The organism is Pseudomonas sp. GW460-LB5 (genome assembly GCF_059423245.1).
In genome coordinates, this window is sequence record NZ_JBWKXT010000019.1 from 70,191 (window position 1) to 96,271 (window position 26,081).

Below are 26,081 nucleotides of genomic sequence, written 5' to 3' on the forward strand. Positions count from 1 at the left end.
TGGCGCAAAAGCACCCCGGGCGACCCATTCCGGCGGGTCGACGGCGTAGCGGTTACTGCAGGCGTAGGTGAGGGGCGGCAATGCGCCGCAATGCGCCGCCCCTGCAGGCTCAATGCTGGTGACAGACGTCGTTGTGCACCGCGCGGTCGGCGCCACCGAGGATGTTGAACAGGACGTTCAACACCAGGGCACTGACCGTGGCCATGGCGATACCACTGTGGGTGATGGGTTCCATCCACTGCGGCATCTGGGCAAAGAACTCAGGACGCACCACGGGAATCAACCCGAAGCCGACGCTCACCGCCACCAGCAACTGGTTGCGGCGGTCGCCGATGTCCGCCTCCTGAAGAATCTTGATCCCGGTGGCGGTGACCATGCCGAACATGGCAATGGAGGCACCGCCCAGTACCGCAGGCGGGATCGAGGCAATCAGGAAGGCCGCCTTGGGCAGCAGGCTGAGCAGGATCAGCAATGCACCGGCCACGATGGTGACAAAGCGGCAGCGCACCCCGGTCATCTGCACCAGGCCGATGTTCTGGGCGAACGAGGAGTGGGTGAAGGTGTTGAAGAAGCCGGCAATGAACGATGCACCGGCATCGCACAGCAGGCCGCGACGCAGCATCCCTGGCGTGACTTCGCGATCAGTCACCTTGCCCAGGGCCAGGAACATGCCGGTGGACTCGACGAAGATGATCACCACCACCAGGCACATCGACAGGATCGGCGCCAGGCTGAAGGTCGGCATGCCGAAGTGCAGTGGAGTTACCACCTGCAACCACGGAGCGTCTTTCAGGCCAGACAGGTCGACCATGCCGATGGAGCCGGCCAGGATGTAGCCAAGGCCCATGCCTACCAGTACCGACACGTTGACCCAGAAGCCGCGCATGAAGCGGTTGATCAGCAATATCACCGCCAGCACCAGACCGGCCACCAGCAGGTAGATGGGCGAGCCGAAGGTTTCGGCTTCATGGCCGCCACCGGCCCAGTTGACCGCCACCGGGAACAGCGACAGGCCAATCGAGGTGATCACCGTACCGGTGACCAGCGGCGGGAAGAAGCGCACGACTTTGGACATGAACGGCGCGATCAGCATGCCGAAGAACCCGGCGGCGATGGTCGCGCCGAAGATCCCCTGCAGGCCTACGCCGGGCATGCCGGCCATGGCCACCATGCTGCCGACGGCAGCGAAACTGGCACCCATCATCACCGGCATGCGGATGCCCACCGGGCCGATACCGAACGACTGGATAATGGTGGCGACGCCAGCGACCAGCAGGTCGGCGTTGATCAGGAATGCGACTTCTTCACGGGACAACCCGGCGGCTTGGCCGATGATCAACGGCACGGCAATCGCGCCACCGTACATCAGCAGAACGTGTTGCAGGCCAACCAGGAACAGTTGGAACAGGGGCAAGGGTTCGCGCGGCGGCGCAATGGGAATATACGCCTTGCGTGACTCGGACATGCAGCACCTCGAGTTTTGTTTTTATTCTCGGATCCAAGCGACAAGCTCCAAGCGGCAAGCTTCAGGAAGAAGCTTGGATTTCCCGCTGTGAATGCTGACGCTCGATGCTTGCTTGTTGCGTAACACATGAAGCTTTGAGGCCGGGGCTACCGGCCTCTTCGCGGGCAAGCCCGCTCCCACAGGGGAGGTGATCCCCCTGGGAGCGGGTTGGCTGGCGAGGTGCTATCAGTTGACCTGGGCGCCTTTGGCGATCCAGTCGCCGACGAGCTTGCGCTCTTCGGTGGTCATCTGGGTGATGTTGCCCAGCGGCATGATCTGGCTGGCGACCGCTTGCGCCTGGATGCGCGCGGCCTGGGCCTGGATCTGCTGCGGGGTGTCGAACATCACGCCGGCAGGGGCGGCGCTGAACAGTGGGCTGGTCGGCTTGGACGAGTGGCACACGGTGCAGCGTTCCTGGATGACATTGTGGATCTTGTCGAAGTCGCCACCGCCGGCCTGGGCAGCGGCCTGGGCCGGTGCTTGCGCAGGTGCAGCCGGCGCTTCGGCAGCCTTGGCGGCGTCCTCGGCGCGCTGCTCGGCAGCGGTCTTGCCACCGACGGCAGTCGCAGGCAGCGGCTGGTATTCGACTTTCGCTGCGGCTTGCTCAGGGCTTACGGCCATCGGTTTAGGACCGGTGACGTAGGCCAGGCAGATCATCGCCAGGGCGCCGACCGGCAGGGTCCAGGCGTACTTGTTGCTGTCGTGGCGGGTGTTGAAGTAGTGGCGGATCAGAACCGCAGCTACCGCAATACCGGCCAGGATCAGCCAGTTGTACTGGCTACCGTAGGTGCTCGGGAAATGGTTGCTGATCATGATGAACAGCACCGGCAGGGTGAAGTAGTTGTTGTGACGCGAGCGCAGCAGGCCCTTGGCCGGCAGTACCGGGTCGGGTGTCTGGTTGTTCTCGATCGCCGCCACCAGCTGGCGCTGGGCCGGCATGATGATGCGGAACACGTTACCGACCATGATGGTGCCGATGATCGCGCCGGTGTGCAGGTATGCACCACGGCCGCTGAACACCAGGCTGAAGCCCCAGCAGGCGGCGATGATCAGCACGAACAGCACACCGCCGAGCAGCGCTGGCTTCTTGCCCAGGGGCGAGTCGCACAGGAAGTCGTAGATGAACCAGCCAGCGATCAGCGAGCCGATACCGATGGCCACGCCTTCGGCACCGCTCAGGGTGCTGCCAGGTGCCAGCAGGTACAAGGCCGGGTTCCAGTAGAACACCACGCACAGCAGGGCGATACCGGACATCCAGGTAAAGTAGGCTTCCCATTTGAACCAGTGCAGGTTCTCGGGCATTTTCGGGGGCGCGAGTTTGTATTTCTCCAGGTGGTAGATACCACCGCCGTGAATCGCCCAGAGATCACCCGACAACCCATCGCGCGGGTTGCTTCGGTTCAGGTGGTTCTCCAGCCAGACGAAGTAGAACGATGCACCGATCCAGGCGACACCGGTGATCATGTGAACCCAGCGAATGCTCAGGTTCAGCCATTCGTGAAGGTGTGCTTCCACAGTATGTACCTCTGCCGATCACCTTGCGATGATCGACCTTTTCTTATTGGTGGGGATTGAGGATCAGCATCTGTTCCTCGGTGAAGTAATGCTCATCGCAGTTGTTGCCAGAACCACTGCGATCAACCACCAGGAAATCATCCCGCTTTTCGATCGTGAGCACCGGGTGGTGCCAAACGCCGCGATGGTAATTGATGCCCTGCCTGCCATTACTGCGGAAGGCGCGGACCAAGCCTGATACAGGTGCATCGCCAACGGGCGCGACCACGATCAGAAAGGGGTTGCCGAGCAGCGGGATGAAAGCCTGGCTGCCCAGCGGATGGCGTTCCAGCATGCGCACGGTCAGCGGCATGTCCAGCGCGTCGGCGCGGAAGATGCTGATGATCGCCTTGTCTTCGGGCTCGGCGGTCTCGACCGTGGCGAGCTTGTGGAAGCGCATGGTCGAGCCGTTGTTGATCATGAAGTGGTCGCTGCCGTCGGTTTCGATCACGTCTCCGAACTGGGCGAAGGCTTCTTTGGTCAGGGGCTCGATCATCAGGGTGCGCATGCGGGTCTCTCTTATATATTCGTTGTACTGAAAAGGTTCGGCTGCCGTTTACAACTGCAGCAGGCGGAACAGGGCGATCAGGTTGATCTGCGCCAGGGCTTCCTTGAATTCGGCATCGGCATCGTTGTGAATGCGCTTTTCAAAGGCGGCGAGGATCTGGTGCCGGTTGCTGCCCTTCACCGCCATGATGAACGGGAACTGGAACTTGGCCTTGTAGGCATCGTTCAGCTCGGTGAAGCGGGCGAACTCTTCGGCGGTGCACTGGTGGATACCGGCGCCGGCCTGTTCGTTAGTGCTCGATTCGGTCAGCTCGCCCTGGATGGCGGCCTTGCCGGCCAGGTCCGGGTGAGCATTGATCAGCGCCAGCTGGTCGGCGTGGTTGGCGCTGAGCAGGATGTCGCTCATGCGCTGGTGCAGCGCTTCGATCTCGTCCAGCTCGCTCAGCTGACCCAGGTCGTAGGCTTTTTCGGCAACCCAAGGCGAGTGCTCGTAGATGTCGGCGAAGGCCTCGACGAAGGCGTCACGGCTCAGGGCGGAGGGCTTGAGGGTGTTGAAGGCGGTCATCAGGCGTTCTCTTTCTTGTACGGGTGGGTGGCGTGCCAGTGGCGGGCGATATCCACGCGACGGGCGAACCAGACCTGGTCATGGCTTTTTGCGTAATCGACGAAGCGCTTGAGTGCAGCCAGGCGTGCCGGGCGGCCGACCAGGCGGCAGTGCAGGCCGATGGACAGCATTTTCGGTGCTTCGGCGCCTTCGGCGTACAGCACATCAAAGGCGTCTTTCAGGTACTGGAAGAACTGCTCGCCGCAGTTGAAACCCTGTACCTGGGTGAAGCGCATGTCGTTGGTGTCCAGGGTGTAGGGGATCACCAGGTGCGGCTTGCCGGTGGGGTTGTTCGGCTCCCAGTAGGGCAGGTCGTCGTCGTAGGTGTCGCTGTCGTACAGGAAACCACCTTCTTCCATCACCAGGCGGCGGGTGTTCGGGCCGGTGCGGCCGGTGTACCAGCCTACCGGGCGCTCGCCGGTGAGTTCGGTGAGGATGCGGATGGCTTCGAGCATGTGCTCGCGCTCCTGGGCCTCGTCCATGTTCTGGTAGTCGATCCAGCGGTAGCCGTGGCTGCAGATCTCGTGGCCGGCTTCGGCCATGGCGCGGATCACGTCGGGGTGGCGCTGGGCGGCCATGGCCACGGCGAAGACGGTCAGTGGCACGCCGCTGTCCTTGAACAGCTTCAGCAGGCGCCACACGCCAGCACGGCTGCCGTATTCGTACAGCGATTCCATGCTCATGTTGCGCTGGCCCTGCAACGGTTGGGCAGCGACCATCTCGGACAGGAAGGCTTCGGACTCTTTGTCACCGTGCAGGATGTTGCGTTCGCCACCTTCCTCGTAATTGAGGACGAAAGACAGCGCGATGCGAGCGTTGCCCGGCCATTGCGGGTGAGGAGGGTTGTTGCCGTAACCGATCAGGTCGCGAGGGTAGTCAGCGCTCACTGCAGTCTTCCTTCTTGTGCGTTAGTGCGGGTGGTGGGCGGGCCGCGTCGGTATGTCGCACCACCGGATGGGCTGATTGTATACAACTTCTGAAATCTTTTGTAAGCCTGTTTTTCCGCATTTCTTTCCTTTTGTCGCCGCGCAGCGACCTTGCAACACAGTGCAAGAAACCTGCCTGATTGGTCAGCTAATGACGTTTGCCTCGTTACGGTGCCTGTATTTGCGACCGGTGGGTCGTTTAAGGGCACGAAACGCTGGGGGCGACAGATGGGTTCAAAAAATTGTGTACAATTTAGCGATGGAATGTCTTAATGGCGTCATTCCCGCCTGCCGCAGGCGCTATGCTGGTGCGATGGCTGAGTATTTTTTGCCCACAGATTGAACAAGAGGCGACACGCAATGGGACGTTTGACCACACACGTACTGGATGCCGCGCATGGCTGCCCGGGCAGCTCGATCAAGGTCGAGCTGTACCGCGTCGAAGGCCAGCAGCTGGAGCTGGTGAACACCGCCCTGACCAACAGCGATGGCCGCGTCGACGCGCCGCTGCTGCAGGGTGACGACTACCGCACCGGTGTTTACCAGTTGCAGTTCAGCGCGGGTGATTACTACCGCGCCCGTGGCGTGCAGTTGCCGGCCCAGGCGTTTCTGGATGTTGTTGTGCTGCGCTTTGGCATCGACGAGTCGCAGGAGCACTACCACGTGCCGCTGCTGATCTCGCCGTACAGCTATTCGACCTATCGTGGAAGCTAGTTGGTCGCTAGAAGAATCTTCGTAGGTCCTTTGGCCCGCTCTCACACTGGCGGGCTTTTTTTATTGTCGAATGTCATATGCTTCTCTGAATAGTCCACCTGTCTTGTACATTCTGTAGTCGTGGCTTGCAGCCAAAAGCGCACTGGAACCGTTCAGGACCGCGCCTGCTGCTGCGTCGGGACGCCTGTACTTGATTGCCTTGACCGTCCAGCGAAAGGTTGAGCGCGCAAACTTATAGGTATCCGACCAGTCCTGTGCACTATCGGCAGCATACGTTTGTGCCTGACGGAAACCCACGCTGCCATTTCCATTGCTGGCCAATGTCCGATTTGAAATGATCAGCCCTTCATTGAAAATCCGGTTGCTTTTTGCCGTGTTCTGATCGATCAACTGTCTGGCTGGCGACGCGTCTCGCATAGTGAATTCACCTGGGACAACCGTGTGCTTGATGGTCTGCTTGAATTCCGTAATGAGCTCTCTCTTGTCATAGGCGTAGGCAATTGCACCCGCGCCAGTAAGCTTTTTAAGTATTTTTATTGCCCTTCCCATTGCGGAGATGGAGACAATGGCGGAGACGCGATTGCTGCCTGAAGCGTCGTAATAATTTACTGGGTCCCCTCCGCAATAGGCGTAACTGTTCATCCCGCCTTTGTCGAAGGGGCTCAGGTTATCCGGACTGCAGAATCTCATCAGTGTCGGGCGGTATATGCGATGCCCATTACCTAGCGGATAAAAACCGCTAAGCGCTTCTTGAAATTCGCCGTTGAAGGCTAGCAGGCTTGCACCAGAGGTGCTGAAGCCAAATGGGGTATAGGTCCGCGTCGTTAAACCTTTGTACATTGAGTTGTCTCCGTCTGTTGACGCTTGTGGAATTTGTATCAAACCTGGGCACATCCCGCATCTGCCAAAAATGATAGGTGGGCACGGTCAATGTGTGTGCGGCGCAGGAAATGACAAAAGGGCGCCGAAGCGCCCTTTGATTGGTGCTATTGGGGTCAGAGGAACACAAACTTGGCAATGAAGATCGCGCACAGCACCCACAGGCTGGCGGAGATTTCCTTGTACTTGCCGGTCCCTGCCTTCAGCGCCACATAGCTTATGAAGCCTAAGGCAATACCATCCGCTACCGAAAAGGTCAGGGGCATCATGATGACAGTGACGATCGCCGGGATGCTGTCGGTAGCTTCGTCCCAATGGATGTGCGCCATGCTGCCCATCATCAGCATCGCCACGTAGATCAGCGCGCCTGCTGTCGCGTAGGCCGGGATCATCCCCGCCAGCGGGGCGAAGAACATCGCTGCGACAAATAGCAAACCGACTACCACCGCCGTGAGACCGGTACGGCCACCTGCGGCGACACCTGCGGCACTCTCCACATAACTGGTCACTGGCGGTACGCCGACCACGGCACCGAATACGCTGGAGGCACTGTCGGCCTTCAATGCGCGCGACAGGCCTTCGATACGCCCGTCAGGCGCTACCAGGTTCGCTCGCTGTGCCACACCCATGAGCGTGCCAGCCGTGTCGAACATGTGCACGAACAGAAACGCCAGCACCACGCTGATCATGCTGACGTTGAACACCCCGGCCACGTCCATGGCCATCCAGGTCGGTGCCAGGCTTGGCGGCATCGACATCACCCCGCCAAACGTGACCAGGCCCAGGCCCCAGCCTGCCAGGGTGACGCCAATGATGCTGATCAGGATCGCGCCGAATACCCGCTTGTAGCTGAGGATGGCAATCAGCAGAAAGCACACGGCCGCCAGCAGCGGCCCCGGCTCATGCAGCGAGCCCAGCTTGATCAGGGTGGCGGGGCTGTCGACGATGATGCCTGCCGTCTTCAGGCCGATCAGCCCGAGAAACAATCCGACGCCGGCCCCCATGGCATGGCGCAGGCTGACCGGGATGCTGTTGAGCAACCATTCGCGCACTTTCGACAAGGTCAGGAACATGAACAGCACGCCCGAGACAAACACTGCCCCCAGTGCCGTTTCCCAGTTGTAGCCCATGGTGCCGACCACGGTGTAGGTGAAGAAGGCGTTAAGCCCCATGCCCGGTGCCAGGCCCACCGGCCAGTTGGCGTACAGGCCCATCAGCAGGCAGCCCAGCGCGGCGGCGATGCAGGTGGCGACGAAGGCGGCACCATGGTCGATGCCGGCGTCGGCCATGATGTTGGGGTTGACGAAGATGATGTAGGCCATGGTGATGAAGGTGGTCACCCCGGCGATCATTTCGGTTTTGACGGTGCTGCCGTGTTGCTTGAGTTTGAAAATCCGCTCCAGCCAGCTCGTTTCGAGTGGTGGGGCGAGATCCAGCGTAGGGGCTTCGGATTTGCGGCTTTCCACAGCAGGTACTCCTCAAGTCTTTCTTGTTGTTATGGAGCCAGTTTCCTGCGCAATGCACTTGGCGGCTCCGCGAGGGAAGGCAGACGTCTGACCATTTTGTTGACTAATGGGTCAAGAAGTTGCTCGGTGGATTATGCTTTTGTGTACAAAGAATGCAAATAATGTTTTATGTTTTGTGTGCGCAATGCGTCGTACAACGGCTATATAGGTAAAACGCCCCCTGCGGAATCGCCTCAGCCTGTGTACAATGGCGCCATACTTTCTCTTCGTGCCTCGAGAGCCCATGAACGAACAGCTGCAACCTCTGAAGAAACCTGCACGTGTCGGCAAGGCCGGCCGCAGCGGTACCCAGGACGATATCGTCTACGCGCACATTTTCGAGGCGATCCTCGAGCAGCGCCTGGCGCCGGGCACCAAGTTGAGCGAGGAAGCGCTGGGCGAAATCTTCGGCGTCAGCCGCACCATCATCCGCCGCGCCCTGTCGCGCCTGGCCCACGAAAGCGTGGTGCTGCTGCGGCCGAACCGCGGTGCAGTGGTGGCCAGCCCGACGGTGGAAGAGGCGCGCCAGGTGTTCTTCTCGCGACGCATGGTGGAGCGGGCCATCACCGAACTGGCCGTGCAGCACGCCACCCTGGATCAACTCAACGAGCTGCGGCAGATGGTGCGTGAGGAGCGCGACAGTTTCTCGCGCGGTGACCGCGGTGCCGGTATTCGTCTTTCCGGCGAGTTCCACCTCAAGCTGGCCGAAGCGGCGGGCAATGCACCCCTGGTGAGCTTCCAGCGCAGCCTGGTGTCGCAAACCTCACTGATCATTGCCCAGTACGAAAGCGGCAACCGCTCGCATTGTTCGTACGATGAGCACATGCAGCTGATCGATGCCATCGAGGCGCGTGATGCCGAGCAGGCCGTAAGCTTGATGATGCACCACATGGACCACATTGACAGCAAGCTGAACCTGGACGAGGAGAGTGCCTCGGACGATCTGCATGCGGTGTTCTCGCATTTGCTGAAAAAGCCCAAGGTTTCAGCGAAGGGTTGATCGTTTGCAAGGTGATTGAAGGGGGCTGCTTTGCAGCCCCCAGTCATTTCTGGCCATCAGCCAAAGGTCTGCTAAATTCTTGTGAGCAAACCTTCATCAAGCAGTTGGGCTTGCGCATTCGTTGCGTTCAACTTCTTGAGGAATGGGTTCATGAGCATGTCTTTGGGTAAACGTATGGGTGCCGAGCTGATCGGCACCTTCTGGTTAGTGCTTGGCGGCTGTGGCAGTGCAGTACTCGCAGCCAGTTCCCCTCTCGGCATCGGTGTGCTCGGTGTCGCCTTCGCCTTCGGCCTCACAGTGCTGACCATGGCCTTCGCCATCGGCCATATCTCCGGCTGTCACCTCAACCCTGCCGTGTCGTTCGGGCTGGTGGTGGGTGGGCGCTTTCCGGCCAAAGAGCTGCTGCCCTACGTGATCGCGCAGGTGATTGGCGCCATCCTGGCGGCCGGGGTGATCTACCTCATCGCCAGCGGCAAGGCCGGTTTCGAGTTGTCTTCGGGATTGGCTTCAAACGGCTACGCCGACCACTCGCCCGGCGGTTATACGCTGGGGGCGGGGTTCATCAGTGAAGTGGTGATGACGGCGATGTTCCTGGTGGTGATCATGGGCGCGACCGATTCGCGGGCGCCGGCAGGTTTTGCACCGATTGCCATCGGCCTGGCCCTGACCCTGATCCACCTGATCTCCATTCCGGTGACCAATACCTCGGTCAACCCCGCGCGTAGCACGGGGCCGGCCTTGTTCGTCGGCGGCTGGGCCCTGCAACAGCTGTGGCTGTTCTGGGTGGCGCCGCTTATTGGTGCTGCTATCGGCGGCGCGCTTTACCGGGGGCTTGCCAAAGAACCTTAGCGCTGGTGCACGCAACGCCCTGCAGCGTAGGTTTCACGCACAGTGCGGTCGTCGCCCAGGGTGGTGAGCACAAACAGGGTCTCTTCGATGCTGTTGGACTGCTGAATGCGGTAGTCCAGCAGCGGCGTGGCCTTGTAGTCCAGCACCACGAAGTCGGCATCGTTGCCCGGGCGCAGGCTGCCGATGCGGTCGTCCAGGCGCAGGGCGCGGGCGCCGCCGAGGGTGGCCAGGTACAGCGACTTGTACGGGTGCAGGCGCGCGCCCTGCAGCTGCATCACCTTGTACGCTTCGTTCAGGGTGTTGAGCAGCGAGAAGCTGGTGCCGGCGCCGACGTCGGTACCCAGGCCCACGTTGACTTTGAAGCGCTCGGCCTGGGGCAGGTTGAACAAGCCGCTGCCCAGGAACAGGTTGGAAGTGGGGCAGAAGGCCACGGCCGAGCCGGTTTCGGCCAGGCGCTGGCATTCGTCGTCGCACAGGTGCACGCCGTGGGCAAACACCGAGCGCTCGCCCAGCAGCTCGAAGTGGTCGTACACGTCCAGGTAACCCTTCTGCTCGGGGAACAGCGACTTGACCCAGTCGATTTCCTTGAGGTTTTCCGACAGGTGCGTGTGCATGTACACGCCGGGGTGTTCCTTCAGCAACTGACCAGCCAGTGCCAGCTGTTCAGGCGTGCTGGTCGGGGCGAAACGCGGGGTAACCGCGTAGTGCAGGCGGCCCTTGCCATGCCAGCGCTCGATCAGCGCTTTACTGTCGGCGTAACCGGATTCGGCGGTGTCGGTCAGGTAGTCCGGCGCGTTGCGGTCCATCATCACCTTGCCGGCGATCAGGCGCAGGTCCAGGCGCTCGGCCTCTTCGAACAGGGCGTTGACCGATTCCGGGTGCACGCTGCCGAACACCAATGCAGTGGTGGTGCCGTTGCGCAGCAGTTCCTTGAGGAAGATTTTCGCCACCTGGTCGGCGTGCGCTTTGTCGGCGAACTGCTTTTCGCAGGGGAAGGTGTAAGTGTTCAACCAGTCCAGTAATTGCTCGCCGTAGGAGCCGATCATGCCGGTTTGCGGGAAATGGATATGGGTGTCGATAAAGCCTGGGGTGATCAGCGCGTCCTGGTAGTGCTCCACCGGGATGCCTGCGTCCAGGGTCGGCAGCAGTTCGCTGGCGTGGCCAATGGCGCTGATGCGCCCATCGTCGACCACCAGCAGGCCGTCTTCGAAGTACTCATGGGAAGCCTCCAGGCCCACCTCGGCCGGGTCGGCGATGCTGTGCAGGATGGCGGCGCGGTAGGCTTTACGGGTAACGGTCATAACACACTCGTCAAATAGCTTGGCTGCGCCGGGAGGGCGGCAGCAACTGGGCAATGGGGCCGGCATTGGCCGCAGCGTCGTGCTGGCCGAAGCAGGCGTTGTAGGTGGCGATGATTTCGCCGGCGATGGACACGGCGATCTCGATGGGCAGCTTGCCCTTTACCTCGGGCAGGCCCATCGGGCAGCGCATACGCGCCAGCACGGCCTCGTCGTAGCCGCGCTCGCGCAAGCGGTGCTCGAACTTGACCCGTTTGGTCTTCGAGCCGATCAGGCCGAACCAGGTGAAATCGTTGCGCTTGAGAATGGCGGCGGTCAGCTCCAGGTCGAGCTGGTGGTTGTGGGTCATGACGATGCAGTAGCAGCCTGGTGGCAGGCCTGCGACTTCGTCGACCGGTTCCTCACTGACGACCTTGGTCACCCCGTTGGGGATGAGCTCGGGGAATTCCTGTTCGCGCGAATCGATCCAGCGCACCCGGCAGGGCAGCGCGGCGAGCAAGGGTACCAGAGCCCGGCCGACATGGCCCGCGCCGAACACGGCGATCTGCGCCTGCACGGCGGCCATCGGCTCGAACAGCAGCACGGTCACGCCGCCGCAGCACTGGCCCAGGCTGGCGCCGAGGCTGAAGCGCTCCAGGTGCGGCGTGGTGCGCTGCTCTTCGAGCATTTGCCGGGCGATGTGCAGCGCCTTGTATTCCAGGTGGCCGCCGCCGATGGTGTCGAACAGGCCGCTGGCGCTGACCACCATCTTCGAGCCTGCGTTGCGCGGGGTCGAGCCGCGCTCCTCGATGATGGTCACCAGCACGCACGCTTCACCACGGGACTGGTGGTCGGCGAGGGCGTTGATCCATTGGTGCATGATGCAGATCCTCTTCAGTGCAACGCGGTCGGCTTTGTGTAGGAGCGGCGTTACTGAGTCACAGTTTCCAACTCTGGGGCTTCAGGTTGCGCTGCAGCCACTACCTTGCGCATCTGTTCACAACCCCACAGCACCCGTTCCGGTGTCGCCGGCGCGTCAATGTTCGGCTGTACGCGGTAGTCAGCCAGGCTGGCCACGGCATCCTTGATCGCACACCAGGCCGCAATGCCGAGCATGAACGGCGGCTCGCCCACGGCCTTGGAGTGGAACACGGTGTCTTCCGGGTTCTTGCGGTTTTCCACCAGCTTCACCCGCAGGTCCAGCGGCATGTCGGCGACTGCCGGGATCTTGTAGCTGGCCGGGCCGTTGGTCATCAGTTTGCCCTTGGCGTTCCACACCAGCTCTTCGGTGGTGAGCCAGCCCATACCCTGGATGAAGCCGCCTTCCACCTGGCCGATGTCGATGGCCGGGTTCAGCGAATCGCCCACGTCGTGCAGGATGTCGGCGCGCAGCATCTTGTATTCGCCGGTCAGGGTATCGACGATCACCTCCACGCAGGCGGCGCCAAAGGCGAAGTAGTAGAACGGCCGGCCGCGTGCCTGGCTGCGGTCGTAGAAGATTTTCGGCGTGCGGTAGAACCCGGTGCTGGACAGCGACACCTGGGCGAAGTACGCCTGCTGCACCAGTTGCTCGAAGCTGACGATCTGGTCGCGCACGCGTACATGGCCGTTGCGGAATTCGACATCTTCCTCGGTCACCTGATAGTGCCGTGCGGCGAACTCGGTCAGGCGCCGCTTGAGGATTTCGGCAGCGTTTTGCGCTGCCTTGCCGTTCAGGTCGGCACCACTGGAGGCGGCGGTCGGCGAGGTATTGGGAACCTTGTCGGTATTGGTGGCGGTGATCTGGATGCGGCTGAAATCCACCTGGAAGATCTGCGCCACCACCTGTGCCACCTTGGTGTTCAGGCCCTGGCCCATCTCGGTGCCGCCGTGGTTAAGGTGAATGCTGCCATCGGTGTAGATATGGATCAGCGCACCGGCCTGGTTGAGGAAGGTGGCGGTGAACGAGATGCCGAACTTGACCGGCGTCAGCGCCAGGCCTTTCTTCAGGATCGGGCTGTTGGCGTTGAAGCGCCGGATCGACTCGCGTCGCTCGGCGTAGTCGCTGCTGGCCTCCAGCTCGGCGGTCATCTCTTCGAGCATGTTGTGCTCGACGGTCTGGTAGTAGTGGGTAACGTTGCGTTCGGTCTTGCCGTAGTAGTTGGCCTTGCGCACGGCCAGGGGGTCACGGCCCAGGTGGCGGGCGATATGGTCCATCACCTGCTCGATGGCGACCATACCCTGCGGGCCGCCAAAGCCGCGGTAGGCGGTGTTGGAGGCGGTGTTGGTCTTGCAGCGGTGGCCATGCACGGTGGCATCGCCCAGGTAGTAGGCATTGTCGGAGTGGAACATGGCGCGGTCGACGATCGAGCCGGAGAGGTCGGGCGAGTACCCGCAGTTGCCGGCCAGGTCGAAATTGATGCCGTGCAGGCGGCCGTTGTCGTCGAAGCCCACATCGTATTCGACATAGAACGGGTGGCGTTTGCCGGTCATGGTCATGTCTTCGACCCGTGGCAGGCGCATCTTGGTCGGCTGCCCGGTCAGGCGCGCCACCACCGCGCACAGGCAGGCAGGGCTGGCGGCCTGGGTTTCCTTGCCGCCAAACCCGCCACCCATGCGGCGCATGTCCAGCACTACCTTGTTCATCGGCACGTCGAGCACTTCGGCGACCAGTTTCTGCACTTCGGTGGGGTTTTGCGTGGAGCAGTAGACGATCATGCCGCCGTCTTCGGTGGGCATTACCGAGGAAATCTGGGTTTCCAGGTAGAAGTGTTCCTGGCCGCCGATGTGCAGGGTGCCCTGAATGCGGTGCGGGGCGCTGGCCAGGGCGGTAGCTGAATCACCGCGCTGGTGGGTGTGGCTGTCGAGCACGAAGTGCTTCTTGCGCAGCGCATCGACCACATCCAGCACCGGCTCCAGGTCTTCGTATTCGACGATGGCGGCCATGGCCGCGCGGCGCGCGGTTTCAAGGTCACGGGCCGCAACGGCAAGCACCGGCTGGCCGAAGAACTCGACCTTGTCGATGGCCAGCAGCGGGTCACCGGCCACCACCGGGCCGATGTCTTTCAGGCCGGGGATGTCCTCGTGGGTGATGGCGATGCGCACACCCTCGAAGGCATAGCACGGCGTGGTGTCGATGCGCAGGATACGCGCATGGGCGCGGTCGGCGGTGCGCGCATAGACGTGCAGCTGGTTGGGGAATTCCAGGCGGTCGTCAATGTACAGCGCCTCGCCAGATACATGCTTGTCGGCGCTGTCGTGCTTGACACTGCGGCCAACCCCGGTGGTCAGGTCCTGGCTGAACAGCTCGGCCATCTCGGCCTGGCTCTTGGCTACGTGATGGTTAGACATAAGCGGTCACCCGGGTTTCGATGTGCGGCGTTTGCTGTTCGATGAAGTACTTGCGCAGCAGGTTTTGTGCGGTCAGCAGGCGGTATTCCTTGCTGGCGCGGAAGTCGCTGAGCGGGGTGAAATCTACGGCCAGGGCCTGGCAGGCCCGCTCGATGGCGGCCTGGTTCCACGGCTTGCCGCGCAGCGCTGCTTCGCAGGCGCGGGCCCGTTTAGGGATGGCCGCCATGCCGCCGAAGGCGATGCGCACACCGCTGACCACGCCGTTTTCGATGCTGAGGTTGAAGGCCGCGCACACGGCAGAAATGTCGTCGTCCAGGCGCTTGGACACTTTGTAGGCGCGGAACGCCCAGTCATTGGTGGCGCGAGGCACGATGATCTTCTCGATGAACTCGCTGTCCTGGCGGGCGGTGATGCGGTAATCGATGAAGTAGTCTTCCAGCGCCATGGTGCGCTGGCGCTCGCCTTGGCGCAGTACGATCTGCGCGTCCAGGGCAATCAGCAGGGGAGGCGAGTCGCCGATGGGCGAGGCGTTGCCAATATTGCCGCCCAGCGTGCCCTGGTTGCGGATCTGCAGCGAGGCGAAGCGGTGCAGCAGGTCGCCGAAGTCCGGGTATTCCTCGTGGAGTGCGCCGTAGCAGTCGGTGAGCGGGGTGGCAGCGCCGATTTCCAGGTGGCTGGCAGTTTTTTCGATGCGTTTGAGCTCGGCCACGTGGCCGACATAGATCATCACCGGCAACGTCCTGTGGAACTGGGTCACTTCCAGGGCCAGGTCGGTACCGCCGGCCAGCAAGCGGGCTTCGGGGTGTGAACTGTACAGGTCGGCCAGGTCGGCCACGGTCAGCGGCACCAGGCAACGCTTGTCGCCGCTGTTCAGCTCGCCGGTCTGGGTCGGTGCAATGGCCTTGAGGCGGCTGATGGTTTGCGCCTGCTGGGCATCGAACTGGTCGCGACAGGGCTGGCGGCAGCTCTGCTCGGCGGCTTCGAGGATGGGGCGGTAGCCGGTGCAACGGCACAGGTTACCGGCCAGGGCTTCCTGGGCCTGGTGCAGGTCCGGGCCGCTGCTGTTTTTTTGCAAGGCGAACAGCGACATGACAAAGCCAGGGGTGCAGAAGCCGCATTGTGAACCGTGGCAATCGGCCATGGCCTGTTGCACGCTGTGCAGTTGGCCCTGATGCTTGAGGCCTTCGACGCTGATCAGTTGCTTGCCGTGCAGCGACGAGACAAAGGTGAGGCACGAGTTGAGGCTGCGGTAGCGCAGGCTGTCGTTGCCTTGCTCGTCCTGGCTCAGTTCGCCGACGACCACGGTGCAGGCGCCGCAGTCACCACTGGCGCAGCCCTCTTTGGTGCCGGGTTTGCCCAGGTGCTCGCGCAGGTACTGCAGCACCGTCATGTTCGGGTCCAGGGCGTGCTCACTATGCAGCTCCTGGTTGACGAGAAACTGGATCACGGGGATAGCCTCGCAATGGTTTTATTGTTGTTGGGCGGACTCTAAGCAACACCTGTCCAGCAGGTCAATATTTTTCTGACTCAAAGGTCAAGAAATTGCGCGTGTAGCCGCCCGGCCGAACACGTTGCCCATACAACAAGCATAGATCGCGCCGGGCGCGCGGCTGTCTGGCGGGTCAAATAAACCGCCTGGCCCCTCTGCGCGATTACCGCCCAAGTACGCTACAATCCGCCCCTTGTGCCCAGTTCAATGATTTTGAAGGAAAACCATGACGTTCAAGGCCCCGGACAGCCTCTCCGAGCAGATTGCCGATTACCTGGCCGAACGCATCATCCGCGGCGAGCTGGCGCCAGGCGAGCGTATCCAGGAGCAGAAGGTGACCTTGGCCCTCAACGTCAGCCGTGGCTCGGTCCGCGAAGCGCTGCTGATCCTCGAGCGCCGGCACCTGGTGGCGATTTTGCCGCGCCGGGGTGCCCACGTGACCGTGCTGGACGAGCGCAGCGTGCGTAGCCTGTGTTCCTTGATGGGCGAGTTCTACATCCTGCTGGGCAACGCGGTTGCGCAAAAATGGCGCACCGATGCCGACCTGCGCCCGTTTCTGGATATTCAGCAGCGTTTGCAGCGCGCCCATGACCAGCTCGACATCAAGACGTTTGTCGCCGAGAGCTTCGCGGTGATGCGCGCGGCCTATCCATTCGCCGACAACCCGTTCCTGCAGGAAACCGTGGAAAACCTGCAACCGGCGATGAGCCGTGCCTACTATTTGTCGCTGGACCAGCGCCAGGCCAACATGATCGATTACCTGGACCTGTTCGCCCGCCTGCTCGACGCCGTGGTCGCCCGCGACCTGCCACGCATCCGGGAGGTGCTAACTGCCTACGGCCAGCGCAGCTGCGAACTGGTGCTGGCGGCGCTGGCCCGAGGCTGACCGATGCGCCTGAAGTGCATTCGCCTGGCCGGGTTCAAGTCGTTCGTCGACCCGACCACGGTCAATTTCCCCAGTAACATGGCGGCCGTGGTCGGCCCCAACGGCTGTGGCAAGTCCAACATCATCGACGCGGTGCGCTGGGTGATGGGCGAGAGTTCGGCAAAGAACCTGCGCGGCGAGTCGATGACCGACGTCATCTTCAACGGCTCCAGTGGCCGCAAGCCGGTCAGCCAGGCCAGCATCGAACTGGTGTTCGACAACAGCGAAACCACCCTGGTCGGCGAGTATGCCGCCTATGCCGAAATCTCGATCCGCCGCAAGGTTACCCGCGACGGGCAGAACAGCTATTACCTCAACGGCACCAAGTGTCGTCGGCGTGACATCACCGATATTTTCCTCGGTACCGGCCTGGGGCCGCGCAGCTATTCGATCATCGAGCAGGGGATGATCTCCAAGCTGATCGAGGCCAAGCCCGAGGAACTGCGCAACTTCATCGAAGAAGCGGCCGGCATCTCCAAGTACAAGGAGCGGCGCCGCGAAACCGAGAACCGCATCCGCCGCACCCAGGAAAACCTCGCGCGCCTGACCGACCTGCGCGAAGAGCTGGAGCGCCAGCTGGAGCGCCTGCACCGTCAGGCCCAGGCCGCCGAGAAGTACCGCGAGTACAAAGCGCAGGAACGCCAGTTGAAGGCACGCCTTTCGGCCTTGCGCTGGCGCGGCCTGGACGAACAGGTACGCCAGCGCGAGTCGGTGATTGGCGACCAGGGTGTGTCCCATGAAGCACTGGTGGCCGAGCAGCGCAATGCCGATGCCAGTATCGAGCGCCTGCGCGATGGCCATCATGAATTATCCGAGCGCTTCAACCAGGTGCAGGGCCGCTTCTACTCGGTAGCCGGTGATATTGCCCGGGTCGAGCAGAGTATCCAGCATGGCCAGCAGCGCCTGCGGCAGTTGCAGGACGACTTCAAGGAAGCCGAGCGCACGCGCCTGGAGACCGAATCGCACCTGGGCCACGACCGCACCTTGCTGGCCACCCTGGGCGAAGAGCTGGCCATGCTCGAGCCCGAGCAGGAAATGACCCTGGCCGCCGCCGAAGAGGCCGCTGCGGCCCTTGAAGAAGCCGAGGCGGGCATGCACGGCTGGCAGGAACAGTGGGACAGTTTCAACAGCCGCTCCGCCGAACCACGTCGCCAGGCCGAAGTGCAGCAGGCGCGCCTGCAACAGCTGGAAGCCAGCCTGGAGCGTTTGGCCGAGCGCCAGCGCAAGCTGGGCGAGGAGCGCGAGCAACTGGGGAGCGACCCGCAGGATGCCGCCATGCTCGAACTGGCCGAGCAACTGGCCAGCAGTGAAATGCTGCTGGAAGAATTGCAGCTGTCCGAAGAACAGGTGGTCGAGCGCCTGGAAGGCGCGCGCGAGCAACTGCAACAGGCCACCCAGGCCCAGCAGCAGGCGCAGGGCGACCTGCAGCGCCTGGGTGGTCGTCTGGCCTCGCTCGAAGCCTTGCAGCAGGCCGCCCTGGAACCGGGCGCGGGTGCTGCAGGCTGGCTGCAAGGCCAAGGTCTGGAGCAACAGCCACGCCTGGCTGAAGGCTTGCGCGTAGAACCGGGTTGGGAGTTGGCAGTAGAAACGGTGCTTGGCGCCGATCTGCAGGCGGTGCTGGTGGATGATTTCGATACGCTCGATTTCACAGGCCTTGAGCAAGGTGAGCTGCGTTTGCTGCAGGCCAGCGGCAAGGGTTCATCGTTGCCTGGCAGCCTGCTGGAAAAGGTCGCAGGTCGCATCGACCTGGCGCCCTGGCTGGGCCAGGTCAAGCCTGTGGAGGACTTGGCCCAGGCACTGGCGCAGCGCGTGTCGCTTGGCGAAGGCCAGAGCCTGGTCAGCCGCGATGGCTACTGGGTTGGCCGGCACTTCCTGCGGGTGCGCCGTGGTGGTGAAGCTGAAGGCGGCGTGCTGGCGCGTGGCCAGGAAATCGAGCGCCTGGGGCAGGAGCAACAGGAGCAGGAAGCGGCACTGGAGCAGCTTGAGCAACAGTTGCAGGCCCTGCGCGAGCAGCAGCTGGACCAGGAAGAGCAGCGCGAACAGCTGCGCCGCCGTACCCAGGAAGAAAACCGTCTGCATGGCGAACTGAATGCCAGGCTCTCGGCCAGCCGCGCCCGAGCCGAGCAGGTCGCGTTGCGCCGTCGGCGCCTGCTTGAAGAACTGGCCGAGCTTGAAGAGCAGCGCGCCGTGGAGCACGAACAGCTAGGCGAAGCGCGCCTGCTGCTGCAGGAGGCCCTGGAGCTGATGGCCCAGGACACCGAGCAGCGCGAGCAACTGATGGCCCGCCGCGACACCCTGCGCGAAGCCCTCGACCGGGTGCGCCAAGAGGCCCGCCAGCACAAGGACCACGCCCACCAGTTGGCCGTGCGCTTGGGCTCGCTGCGCGCCCAGCACGACTCCACCCGTCAGGCCCTGGAGCGCCTGGAGCAGCAGGCAGCGCGCCTGACCGAGCGCCAGGAGCAACTGAGCCTGAACCTGGAGGAGGGCGAGGCCCCGCAGGAAGAACTGCGCCTGAAGCTCGAAGAGCTGCTGGAGCGGCGTATGAGCGTGGACGAGGAAATGCGCTTGGCCCGCCTGCACATGGACGAAGCCGACCGTGAACTGCGTGATGCCGAAAAGCGCCGCACCCAGGCCGAGCAGCAAGCTCAGTTGCTGCGCGGCCAACTGGAGCAATTGCGCCTGGAGTGCCAGGGGCTGGACGTACGACGCAAGACCTTGCAAGAACAGCTGCTGGCCGATGGCTACGACCTGCAAGGCGTGCTCACCACGCTGGAGGCCGAGGCCAGCGAGCAGGGTACCGAACAGGAGCTGGAGCAGCTTGAAGCACGCATCCAGCGCCTGGGTGCGATCAACCTGGCCGCCATCGAGGAATACCAGCAGCAGTCCGAGCGCAAGCGTTACCTGGACGCGCAGGACGCCGACCTGGTCGAAGCCCTCGAGACCCTGGAAAACGTCATTCGCAAGATCGACAAGGAAACCCGCAACCGCTTCAAGGATACCTTTGATCAGATAAATGCCGGATTACAGGCACTTTTCCCAAAAGTTTTCGGTGGTGGCAGCGCTTATCTGGAACTGACGGGCGAAGATTTACTCGATACAGGGGTGACGATCATGGCGCGACCCCCGGGCAAGAAGAACAGCACCATTCATCTGCTGTCCGGCGGCGAGAAGGCACTGACCGCGTTGGCGCTGGTGTTTGCCATCTTCAAGTTGAACCCCGCACCGTTCTGCATGCTCGACGAGGTCGATGCACCGCTGGACGATGCCAACGTCGGGCGCTATGCGCGCCTGGTCAAGGAAATGAGTGAAAGCGTGCAGTTCATCTACATCACGCACAACAAGATTGCCATGGAGATGGCGGACCAATTGATGGGGGTGACCATGCATGAACCCGGTTGCTCACGCCTTGTTGCAGTTGATGTGGAGGCGGCCATGGCCATGGTCGACGCTTGATGCGCGACGATGCGGGCACATTCTGTAGCGAAATGCCCCCGTCATGTGCGACAGACGGTGTAAAGTTGTCTTTGGTCGTGCTAGCTTAATGTCACTCGTTTTTTGCGTGGGTAAAACGCCTGTCAGAACATAGAGTTGGCGCCACGTGTTAAAGGGCTTTGAACCCTTTGTTTTCAAGCATATTTTTATAGAGGCACGGGATTACATGGAAATCGGTCTGCGCGAGTGGCTGATCGTCATCGGCATCATTGTCATTGCCGGGATTCTTTTCGACGGCTGGCGCCGCATGCGCGGCGGGAAAGGCAAGTTGAAATTCCGTCTGGATCGCAGTTATTCCAACCTGCCGGAAGAAGAGGGTGGCGGCGCCGAAGTGCTCGGCCCGTCGCGCGTGCTGGACGCCCACAAGGAGCCTGAGCTGGACGAAAGCGACTTGCCGTCGCTCAGCGCCTCTTCGCGTGACCGCGAACGCGAGCCCAAGCCGGCCAAGGCCAGCAAGCGCAACAAGCGCGCCACCGTAGCGGCTGATGTACAGCAGGGTGACCTGAACCTGAGTGCCGACACGCGCGAGCCCGACCTTTTTGCTGACAGCAATGACGACTTTGCCGCCGACAACACCCGCAGCAGCACGGGTACAGCGCCTGCCAGTAGCGTCAAGGAGCTGCCACCGGCCGAGGAAGTGCTGGTGATCAGTGTTATCTCCCGTGACGAAGGCGGCTTCAAGGGCCCGGCGTTGCTGCAGAACATTCTGGAAAGCGGCCTGCGCTTCGGCGAAATGGACATTTTCCACCGCCACGAGAGCATGGCCGGCCACGGCGAAGTGCTGTTCTCCATGGCCAATGCGGTCAAGCCAGGCGTGTTCGACCTGGACGATATCGACCACTTCAGCACCCGCGCTGTGAGCTTCTTCCTTGGTCTGCCGGGCCCGCGTCATCCGAAGCAGGCGTTCGACGTGATGGTCGCTGCGGCACGCAAACTGGCCCACGAACTCAACGGCGAGCTCAAGGACGACCAGCGCAGCGTGCTGACTGCCCAGACCATCGAGCACTACCGCCAGCGCATCGTAGAGTTCGAGCGCCGCGCGCTGACCCAGAAGCGCTGACAGATCCAGACGAAAGAGCAGCCTGAGGGCGTGCTGGTCGGTTCGGGAGTTACTGCCCGACCCGGCCCTATCCCCGGCAAGCCAGCTCCCACAGGAGTACCACTGCCCTCCAGGCTTGTGGTGTACCTGTGGGAGCTGGCTTGCCGGCGATAGGGCCCGGTCAGGCAATTACCAATCCAGGCCCCAGACACCACCCCAGGCTGCTCTTTTTGCTTTGCAAGAGACCCTGAAAATGACCGCCGAAACCCGTATCCACGAACTGCGTGCCGAACTCGACCAGCACAACTACCGCTACTACGTGCTCGACGAGCCCAGTGTGCCCGATGCCGAATACGACCGCCTGTTCAACGAGCTCAAGGCGCTTGAGGCTGAACACCCCCACCTGGTAACCCCTGATTCGCCCACCCAGCGCGTCGGCGGCCAGGCGTTGTCCGCATTCAGCCAGGTGCGCCATGAAGTGCCCATGCTCAGCCTGGGCAACGCTTTCGAAGAAACCGACCTGCGTGAGTTCGGCCGCCGCGTGGTAGACGGCCTCGACCAGCCCGGTGCGGTCGACTTCAGCTGCGAACCCAAGCTCGACGGCCTGGCGGTGAGCCTGCTGTATCGCGACGGTCAGCTGGTGCAGGGCGCCACCCGTGGTGACGGCACCACTGGCGAGGATATCAGCGCCAACGTGCGCACCGTGCGTAACATCCCGCTCAAACTGCAGGGCGAAGGCTGGCCAGCGGTGCTGGAAGTGCGCGGTGAGGTGTACATGAGCAAGGCCGGTTTCGACCGGCTCAATGCCGCCCAGGCCGAAGCCGGCGGCAAGACCTTCGCCAACCCGCGCAACGCCGCTGCCGGCAGCCTGCGTCAGCTGGATTCAAAGATTACCGCCAGCCGCCCGCTGGAGTTCTGCTGCTATGGCGTTGGCCAGGTGTCCGAGAGCATCGCCGACAGCCACATCGGCACCCTCGAGCAGCTCAAGGCCTGGGGCCTGCCGATCAGTCGCGAGCTCAAGCACGCGGCAGGCATCGATGAGTGCCTGGCCTACTACCGCGATATCGGCGAACGGCGCAACAGCCTGCCCTATGAAATCGATGGCGTGGTGTTCAAGGTCAACAGCCTGGCCGCCCAGCGCGAGCTGGGCTTCCGTGCCCGCGAGCCACGCTGGGCGATCGCCCACAAGTTCCCGGCCATGGAAGAGCTGACCGAGGTGCTGGACGTCGAGTTCCAGGTTGGCCGTACAGGGGCAGTAACGCCTGTGGCGCGCCTGAAACCGGTCAAGGTTGCTGGTGTGACCGTGTCCAATGCCACCTTGCACAACATGGACGAAATCGCCCGCCTGGGCCTGCGCATCGGCGACACGGTAATCATCCGCCGTGCCGGTGATGTGATCCCGCAGGTGATGCAAGTCGTGCTGGAGCGCCGCCCGGAAGATGCCCGCCCGGTAGAAGTGCCGAGCGTGTGCCCGGTCTGTGGTTCGCAGGTCGAGCGTACCCAGCTGGTCAAACGCAGCAAAGGCAAGGCAACCACCAGCGAAGGCGCGGTGTACCGCTGTGTGGGTCGCTTGGCCTGTGGCGCCCAGCTCAAACAGGCGATCATTCACTACGTGTCCCGCCGTGCCATGGACATCGACGGCCTGGGCGAGAAGAGCGTCGAGCAATTGGTGGATGAAGGCCTGATCGGCTCGCCAGCTGACCTGTACAAACTGGAGTTCGAGCAGGTTGTCGGGCTTGAAGGCTTTGCCGAGGTCTCCAGCAAGAAGTTGCTCGATGCCATCGAAGCCAGCAAGCGCCCGAGCCTGGCGCGCTTCATCTATGCCCTGGGCATTCCCGACGTGGGCGAAGAAACCGCCAAGGTACTGGCCCGCTCGCTGGGCAGCCTGGCCCGTGTGCAGCAGGCGTTGCCACAAGTGCTGACCTACCTGCCGGATATCGGCCTGGAGGTGGCCTACGAAATCCACAACTTCTTCGAAGACGAGCACAACCAGAAAGTCATTGAACAGCTTCTGGCCAGCGGCATGAAAATACAGGACGAGGGCGAACTGGCTGCCGAATTTGCTGCCAGCACCACCTTGGCCGGGATGATCGCCAAGCTCGACATCCCCTCCGTTGGCCCGACCGGTGCCGAGAAGCTGGTGGCCAGGCTCGACAGCCTGGACAAGATCATCGCCGCCGACGGCATCGACCTGCGCCAAGCCCTGGCGGCCAAGCAGGCTGACGCAGTGCGTGAGTTCTTCAAGGATGAAGCGAATCAGAAGCTGGCGCGGGACATCGAAGCCCAGTTGCTGGCGTTCGGCATGCATTGGAGCAGCGAGAAGAAGGTAGCTGAAGGCTTGCCGCTGGCCGGGCAGACCTGGGTGCTGACCGGTACGCTGGAGCGCATGAGCCGCGACATCGCCAAAGACAAGCTGGAAAGCCTGGGGGCCAAGGTGGCCGGCTCGGTGTCTGGCAAGACCCACTGCGTGGTGGCAGGGCCGGGGGCAGGGTCCAAGCTGGCCAAGGCCGCTGAGCTGGGCGTTAAGGTGCTGGACGAAGATGCCTTTGTCACATTCCTGGCCGAACAGGGCATCGCTATCTGAAGCCCTGCGCTATCCCCGACCCCAACATTCTGGCTCGATACCCAGATTCAGAAGCTTGTACGGTCCCTGTAGGAGCTGGCTTGCCGGCGATCACCGGCAAAGCCGGTGCCATCCACTGCGGCGCCTTCTTCGCGGGCGCGCCCGCTCCCACAGGTTTGCGCGCCAGTTCAGCGCCCATGCGCCTGACAAGTCATTGAGAAATGATGACTTTTTCTACCTCAGAGGTTGTATCTGCCCTCAAGACCGGTACAATGGCGCCACTCGCTGCTCAGCGAGGCATGTAGTGGTGGCCCCATCGGTCCCCCCGCATTGATTACCCGTTAACCTGGTCAGGCCCGGAAGGGAGCAGCCATAGCGGGAACATCGAGTGCCGGGGTGTGGCTGGTGGGGCCGCCTCCATTCTATAAGTCCTTGATTCTACAAGGATTTATCGCTCAAAAATCTCGAAGTGTGACAGCGTTTAGGTACACCTGGGTGGTGTACTGTGGTGTCATGTTATCGTGCCTTATCCAGCTACACCATCCGTACCCGACTGCCTTTGGATGATTACCTTAGGGGCCCGCCGTTGGCCGTCATAGCTTAGATAGAGCGGAAGCCGGTGTTGGCGAGCCTAGGCTCGGCGAACGCGAATCAAAAAAAAATTAACTGACTTTGGTGATGGCGGTATAGTGGCCAGATTCGCCCGATGCTGACCACACCTTTGTATTCCATCGCGGCACGCACATTAAGCGATAGTCAACGGATGGAAGGTAATGATAGTCGGAGTGTTTTTAAGAAACTACAAGGCATATAGTAACTTAAACTTTGTGCCTATGGTCAGGTCTCAAAAAAATAACTTGTCTGTTTTTATTGGCCCGAATGGATCCGGTAAGTCATCGGTTCTTGAGGCGCTAGATAGTGTATTTAATAGTCGCGAATGGAACGTTTCACTAAACCAGAAAAAACAAGACTCATCAGTCTGTCCTGTGTTCTTGATTGCCAAGGCTGATTTGCAAAATAGCAAAGCTGAGTTGATAAGTAACTATTTCTGGAACTTGGAGCTTCCGAGCAACAATGCATCTCAAGCTGTGACCGACTTTTTGAATCTTCGTGATGAGTTGAAGTTGGAAGTTGATACAGATAATATGCTGTTAATCCCAGCCGGGGTTACATATGAAAGGAAGACGATCTTTACTTCCACATTTGACAATCAGCTTTTTCATCATGTGAGGCCGAAGGGGTGTGCTCGTACCGATCTAGAAAAGTTAAGGTTGCAGATATTTTCACTATACAGCTATATTTATATTCCAATAGATCTTTCGCCTAGTGAGGTGTTATCTCTCCAAGCGCGTGAGATGCAAGGGTTCATGGATAAAAGTGTTGTAGATGAAATTCGAAATTTGTTTGAGGGGAAAGAGGGAGCCGGTGCGGGGCGTAAGGTATCGAAGAGTATTGTTGTAACGATTAATGAAAGGCTTTCAGAGTATATCAATTCTATAAATAACGCGATGGGTGATGGCTACGAGTTTGGCTTGAAGAGTACTACTAAGAAGACAGTTAAGGCAAATGATTTTGTTGGTATCGTTCTGAACGAGTTCTTTATTAAGCGTCCTTTAACCAAGGAAGGTAAGGAGATAAAAAAGCTTAGTTCGGGAGAACAGCGGCTTGCCCTCACGGATCTCGCATATTCATTTTTAAGCAGAAGCACCCAGAAAAGCAAGAAAATATTTCTCGCTATTGATGAGCCTGAAGCGTCCTTGCAGAACTCTTTGTGTTTCGAACAGTTTAACAAGCTTTTTGAAATAGGAAGCAAATTTGGCCATCAGGTGGCCATTACGACTCACTGGTGAATCGCCCCTGGTTTTCTAGACACTCTCCAAGCTCAGGAAATAGCGTTTCTCATACTCTACTGGAGACAGCTGCA

General features: G+C 61.3%; 19 protein-coding genes and 1 other RNA gene. 9 read left to right on the forward strand and 11 right to left on the reverse strand.

Annotated elements, in window-relative coordinates; genetic code table 11:
• Window positions 1-109: 109 nt before the first annotated feature.
• From AC07XM_RS13925 to puuE, 5 genes are all read right to left on the reverse strand, one after another.
• Window positions 110-1,465 (reverse strand): nucleobase:cation symporter-2 family protein, encoded by a 1,356-nt coding sequence (locus AC07XM_RS13925; RefSeq protein WP_016488367.1) that lies wholly within the window; start codon window positions 1,463-1,465, stop codon window positions 110-112.
• A gap of 225 nt (window positions 1,466-1,690) precedes the next feature.
• Window positions 1,691-3,019, reverse strand: coding sequence for a urate hydroxylase PuuD (locus tag AC07XM_RS13930; protein ID WP_016488366.1), 1,329 nt, complete (start codon window positions 3,017-3,019; stop codon window positions 1,691-1,693).
• A 43-nt stretch (window positions 3,020-3,062) separates the two neighbouring features.
• Complete coding sequence (locus AC07XM_RS13935) at window positions 3,063-3,566, reverse strand: ureidoglycolate lyase (RefSeq protein WP_016488365.1); 504 nt, start codon at window positions 3,564-3,566, stop codon at window positions 3,063-3,065.
• 48 nt (window positions 3,567-3,614) lie between these two features.
• Entirely contained in the window at window positions 3,615-4,130 is a 516-nt protein-coding gene (uraD, locus tag AC07XM_RS13940) for a 2-oxo-4-hydroxy-4-carboxy-5-ureidoimidazoline decarboxylase (protein WP_016488364.1), read from the reverse strand.
• The gene (puuE, locus tag AC07XM_RS13945) at window positions 4,130-5,056 is read right to left on the reverse strand and encodes an allantoinase PuuE (protein ID WP_016488363.1); all 927 of its coding nucleotides are present in this window, start codon (window positions 5,054-5,056) and stop codon (window positions 4,130-4,132) included. The genes uraD and puuE overlap by 1 nt, the downstream gene beginning before the upstream one ends.
• A 399-nt stretch (window positions 5,057-5,455) precedes the next feature.
• Between puuE and uraH the strand changes: the two genes are divergently transcribed.
• Window positions 5,456-5,809, forward strand: coding sequence for a hydroxyisourate hydrolase (gene uraH / locus AC07XM_RS13950; RefSeq protein ID WP_003254328.1), 354 nt, complete (start codon window positions 5,456-5,458; stop codon window positions 5,807-5,809).
• Window positions 5,810-5,869: 60 nt separating this feature from the next.
• Here the strand turns inward: uraH and AC07XM_RS13955 are convergent, their stop codons facing one another.
• Complete coding sequence (locus AC07XM_RS13955; RefSeq protein ID WP_256596920.1) at window positions 5,870-6,649, reverse strand: RHS repeat-associated core domain-containing protein; 780 nt, start codon at window positions 6,647-6,649, stop codon at window positions 5,870-5,872.
• Between the two features lie 155 nt (window positions 6,650-6,804).
• Window positions 6,805-8,154, reverse strand: coding sequence for an NCS2 family permease (locus tag AC07XM_RS13960; RefSeq protein WP_102688971.1), 1,350 nt, complete (start codon window positions 8,152-8,154; stop codon window positions 6,805-6,807).
• Between the two features lie 283 nt (window positions 8,155-8,437).
• Here AC07XM_RS13960 and AC07XM_RS13965 point away from each other — a divergent pair, with 283 nt between their 5' ends.
• Together AC07XM_RS13965 and aqpZ are read left to right on the forward strand one after the other, a co-directional pair.
• Window positions 8,438-9,193, forward strand: a complete 756-nt coding sequence (locus tag AC07XM_RS13965; RefSeq protein WP_012273431.1) for a GntR family transcriptional regulator — start codon at window positions 8,438-8,440, stop codon at window positions 9,191-9,193.
• Window positions 9,194-9,343: 150 nt separating this feature from the next.
• Complete coding sequence (gene aqpZ / locus AC07XM_RS13970; RefSeq protein WP_019472843.1) at window positions 9,344-10,042, forward strand: aquaporin Z; 699 nt, start codon at window positions 9,344-9,346, stop codon at window positions 10,040-10,042.
• Here the strand turns inward: aqpZ and guaD are convergent.
• The 4 genes from guaD to xdhA are packed head-to-tail and all read right to left on the reverse strand — an operon-like array spanning window position 10,039 to window position 16,096.
• A complete protein-coding gene (guaD, locus tag AC07XM_RS13975; RefSeq protein ID WP_016488360.1) occupies window positions 10,039-11,343 on the reverse strand; it encodes a guanine deaminase in 1,305 nt (434 codons plus the stop codon). The two genes, aqpZ and guaD, sit on opposite strands and share 4 nt — an antisense overlap.
• A 10-nt stretch (window positions 11,344-11,353) precedes the next feature.
• Window positions 11,354-12,199 (reverse strand): xanthine dehydrogenase accessory protein XdhC, encoded by an 846-nt coding sequence (gene xdhC, locus AC07XM_RS13980; protein ID WP_016488359.1) that lies wholly within the window; start codon window positions 12,197-12,199, stop codon window positions 11,354-11,356.
• A gap of 50 nt (window positions 12,200-12,249) precedes the next feature.
• The gene (gene xdhB, locus AC07XM_RS13985; protein ID WP_016488358.1) at window positions 12,250-14,649 is read right to left on the reverse strand and encodes a xanthine dehydrogenase molybdopterin binding subunit; all 2,400 of its coding nucleotides are present in this window, start codon (window positions 14,647-14,649) and stop codon (window positions 12,250-12,252) included.
• Window positions 14,642-16,096, reverse strand: a complete 1,455-nt coding sequence (gene xdhA, locus AC07XM_RS13990; protein WP_102688970.1) for a xanthine dehydrogenase small subunit — start codon at window positions 16,094-16,096, stop codon at window positions 14,642-14,644. The genes xdhB and xdhA overlap by 8 nt, the downstream gene beginning before the upstream one ends.
• Before the next feature lie 268 nt (window positions 16,097-16,364).
• Here xdhA and AC07XM_RS13995 point away from each other — a divergent pair, with 268 nt between their 5' ends.
• The 6 genes from AC07XM_RS13995 (at window position 16,365) to AC07XM_RS14020 (ending at window position 26,007) form a co-directional block, all read left to right on the forward strand.
• A complete protein-coding gene (locus AC07XM_RS13995) occupies window positions 16,365-17,024 on the forward strand; it encodes a GntR family transcriptional regulator (protein ID WP_016488356.1) in 660 nt (219 codons plus the stop codon).
• A gap of 3 nt (window positions 17,025-17,027) precedes the next feature.
• On the forward strand, window positions 17,028-20,516 hold the full coding sequence (smc, locus tag AC07XM_RS14000) for a chromosome segregation protein SMC (RefSeq protein WP_102688969.1): 3,489 nt from the start codon (window positions 17,028-17,030) through the stop codon (window positions 20,514-20,516).
• A 205-nt stretch (window positions 20,517-20,721) separates the two neighbouring features.
• Window positions 20,722-21,615, forward strand: a complete 894-nt coding sequence (zipA, locus tag AC07XM_RS14005; protein WP_016488354.1) for a cell division protein ZipA — start codon at window positions 20,722-20,724, stop codon at window positions 21,613-21,615.
• A gap of 232 nt (window positions 21,616-21,847) precedes the next feature.
• Complete coding sequence (gene ligA, locus AC07XM_RS14010) at window positions 21,848-24,178, forward strand: NAD-dependent DNA ligase LigA (protein WP_095116919.1); 2,331 nt, start codon at window positions 21,848-21,850, stop codon at window positions 24,176-24,178.
• Between the two features lie 293 nt (window positions 24,179-24,471).
• Window positions 24,472-24,568: signal recognition particle sRNA small type (gene ffs / locus AC07XM_RS14015), an RNA gene on the forward strand.
• Window positions 24,569-24,930: 362 nt separating this feature from the next.
• Window positions 24,931-26,007 (forward strand): AAA family ATPase, encoded by a 1,077-nt coding sequence (locus AC07XM_RS14020; RefSeq protein WP_102688968.1) that lies wholly within the window; start codon window positions 24,931-24,933, stop codon window positions 26,005-26,007.
• Window positions 26,008-26,081 lie beyond the last annotated feature (74 nt).

Bases quoted from the DNA above. Each gene is read 5' to 3' on its own strand.
- aqpZ (WP_019472843.1), top strand. From the start codon at position 9,344: ATGAGCATGTCTTTGGGTAAACGTATGGGTGCCGAGCTGATCGGCACC.
- AC07XM_RS13995 (WP_016488356.1), top strand. From the start codon at position 16,365: ATGACGTTCAAGGCCCCGGACAGCCTCTCCGAGCAGATTGCCGATTAC.
- AC07XM_RS14020 (WP_102688968.1), top strand. From the start codon at position 24,931: ATGATAGTCGGAGTGTTTTTAAGAAACTACAAGGCATATAGTAACTTA.
- AC07XM_RS13935 (WP_016488365.1), bottom strand. From the start codon at position 3,566: ATGCGCACCCTGATGATCGAGCCCCTGACCAAAGAAGCCTTCGCCCAG.
- xdhC (WP_016488359.1), bottom strand. From the start codon at position 12,199: ATGCACCAATGGATCAACGCCCTCGCCGACCACCAGTCCCGTGGTGAA.
- guaD (WP_016488360.1), bottom strand. From the start codon at position 11,343: ATGACCGTTACCCGTAAAGCCTACCGCGCCGCCATCCTGCACAGCATC.
- AC07XM_RS13955 (WP_256596920.1), bottom strand. From the start codon at position 6,649: ATGTACAAAGGTTTAACGACGCGGACCTATACCCCATTTGGCTTCAGC.
- uraH (WP_003254328.1), top strand. From the start codon at position 5,456: ATGGGACGTTTGACCACACACGTACTGGATGCCGCGCATGGCTGCCCG.
- ligA (WP_095116919.1), top strand. From the start codon at position 21,848: ATGACCGCCGAAACCCGTATCCACGAACTGCGTGCCGAACTCGACCAG.
- xdhB (WP_016488358.1), bottom strand. From the start codon at position 14,649: ATGTCTAACCATCACGTAGCCAAGAGCCAGGCCGAGATGGCCGAGCTG.
- uraD (WP_016488364.1), bottom strand. From the start codon at position 4,130: ATGACCGCCTTCAACACCCTCAAGCCCTCCGCCCTGAGCCGTGACGCC.
- AC07XM_RS13925 (WP_016488367.1), bottom strand. From the start codon at position 1,465: ATGTCCGAGTCACGCAAGGCGTATATTCCCATTGCGCCGCCGCGCGAA.
- zipA (WP_016488354.1), top strand. From the start codon at position 20,722: ATGGAAATCGGTCTGCGCGAGTGGCTGATCGTCATCGGCATCATTGTC.
- smc (WP_102688969.1), top strand. From the start codon at position 17,028: ATGCGCCTGAAGTGCATTCGCCTGGCCGGGTTCAAGTCGTTCGTCGAC.
- AC07XM_RS13965 (WP_012273431.1), top strand. From the start codon at position 8,438: ATGAACGAACAGCTGCAACCTCTGAAGAAACCTGCACGTGTCGGCAAG.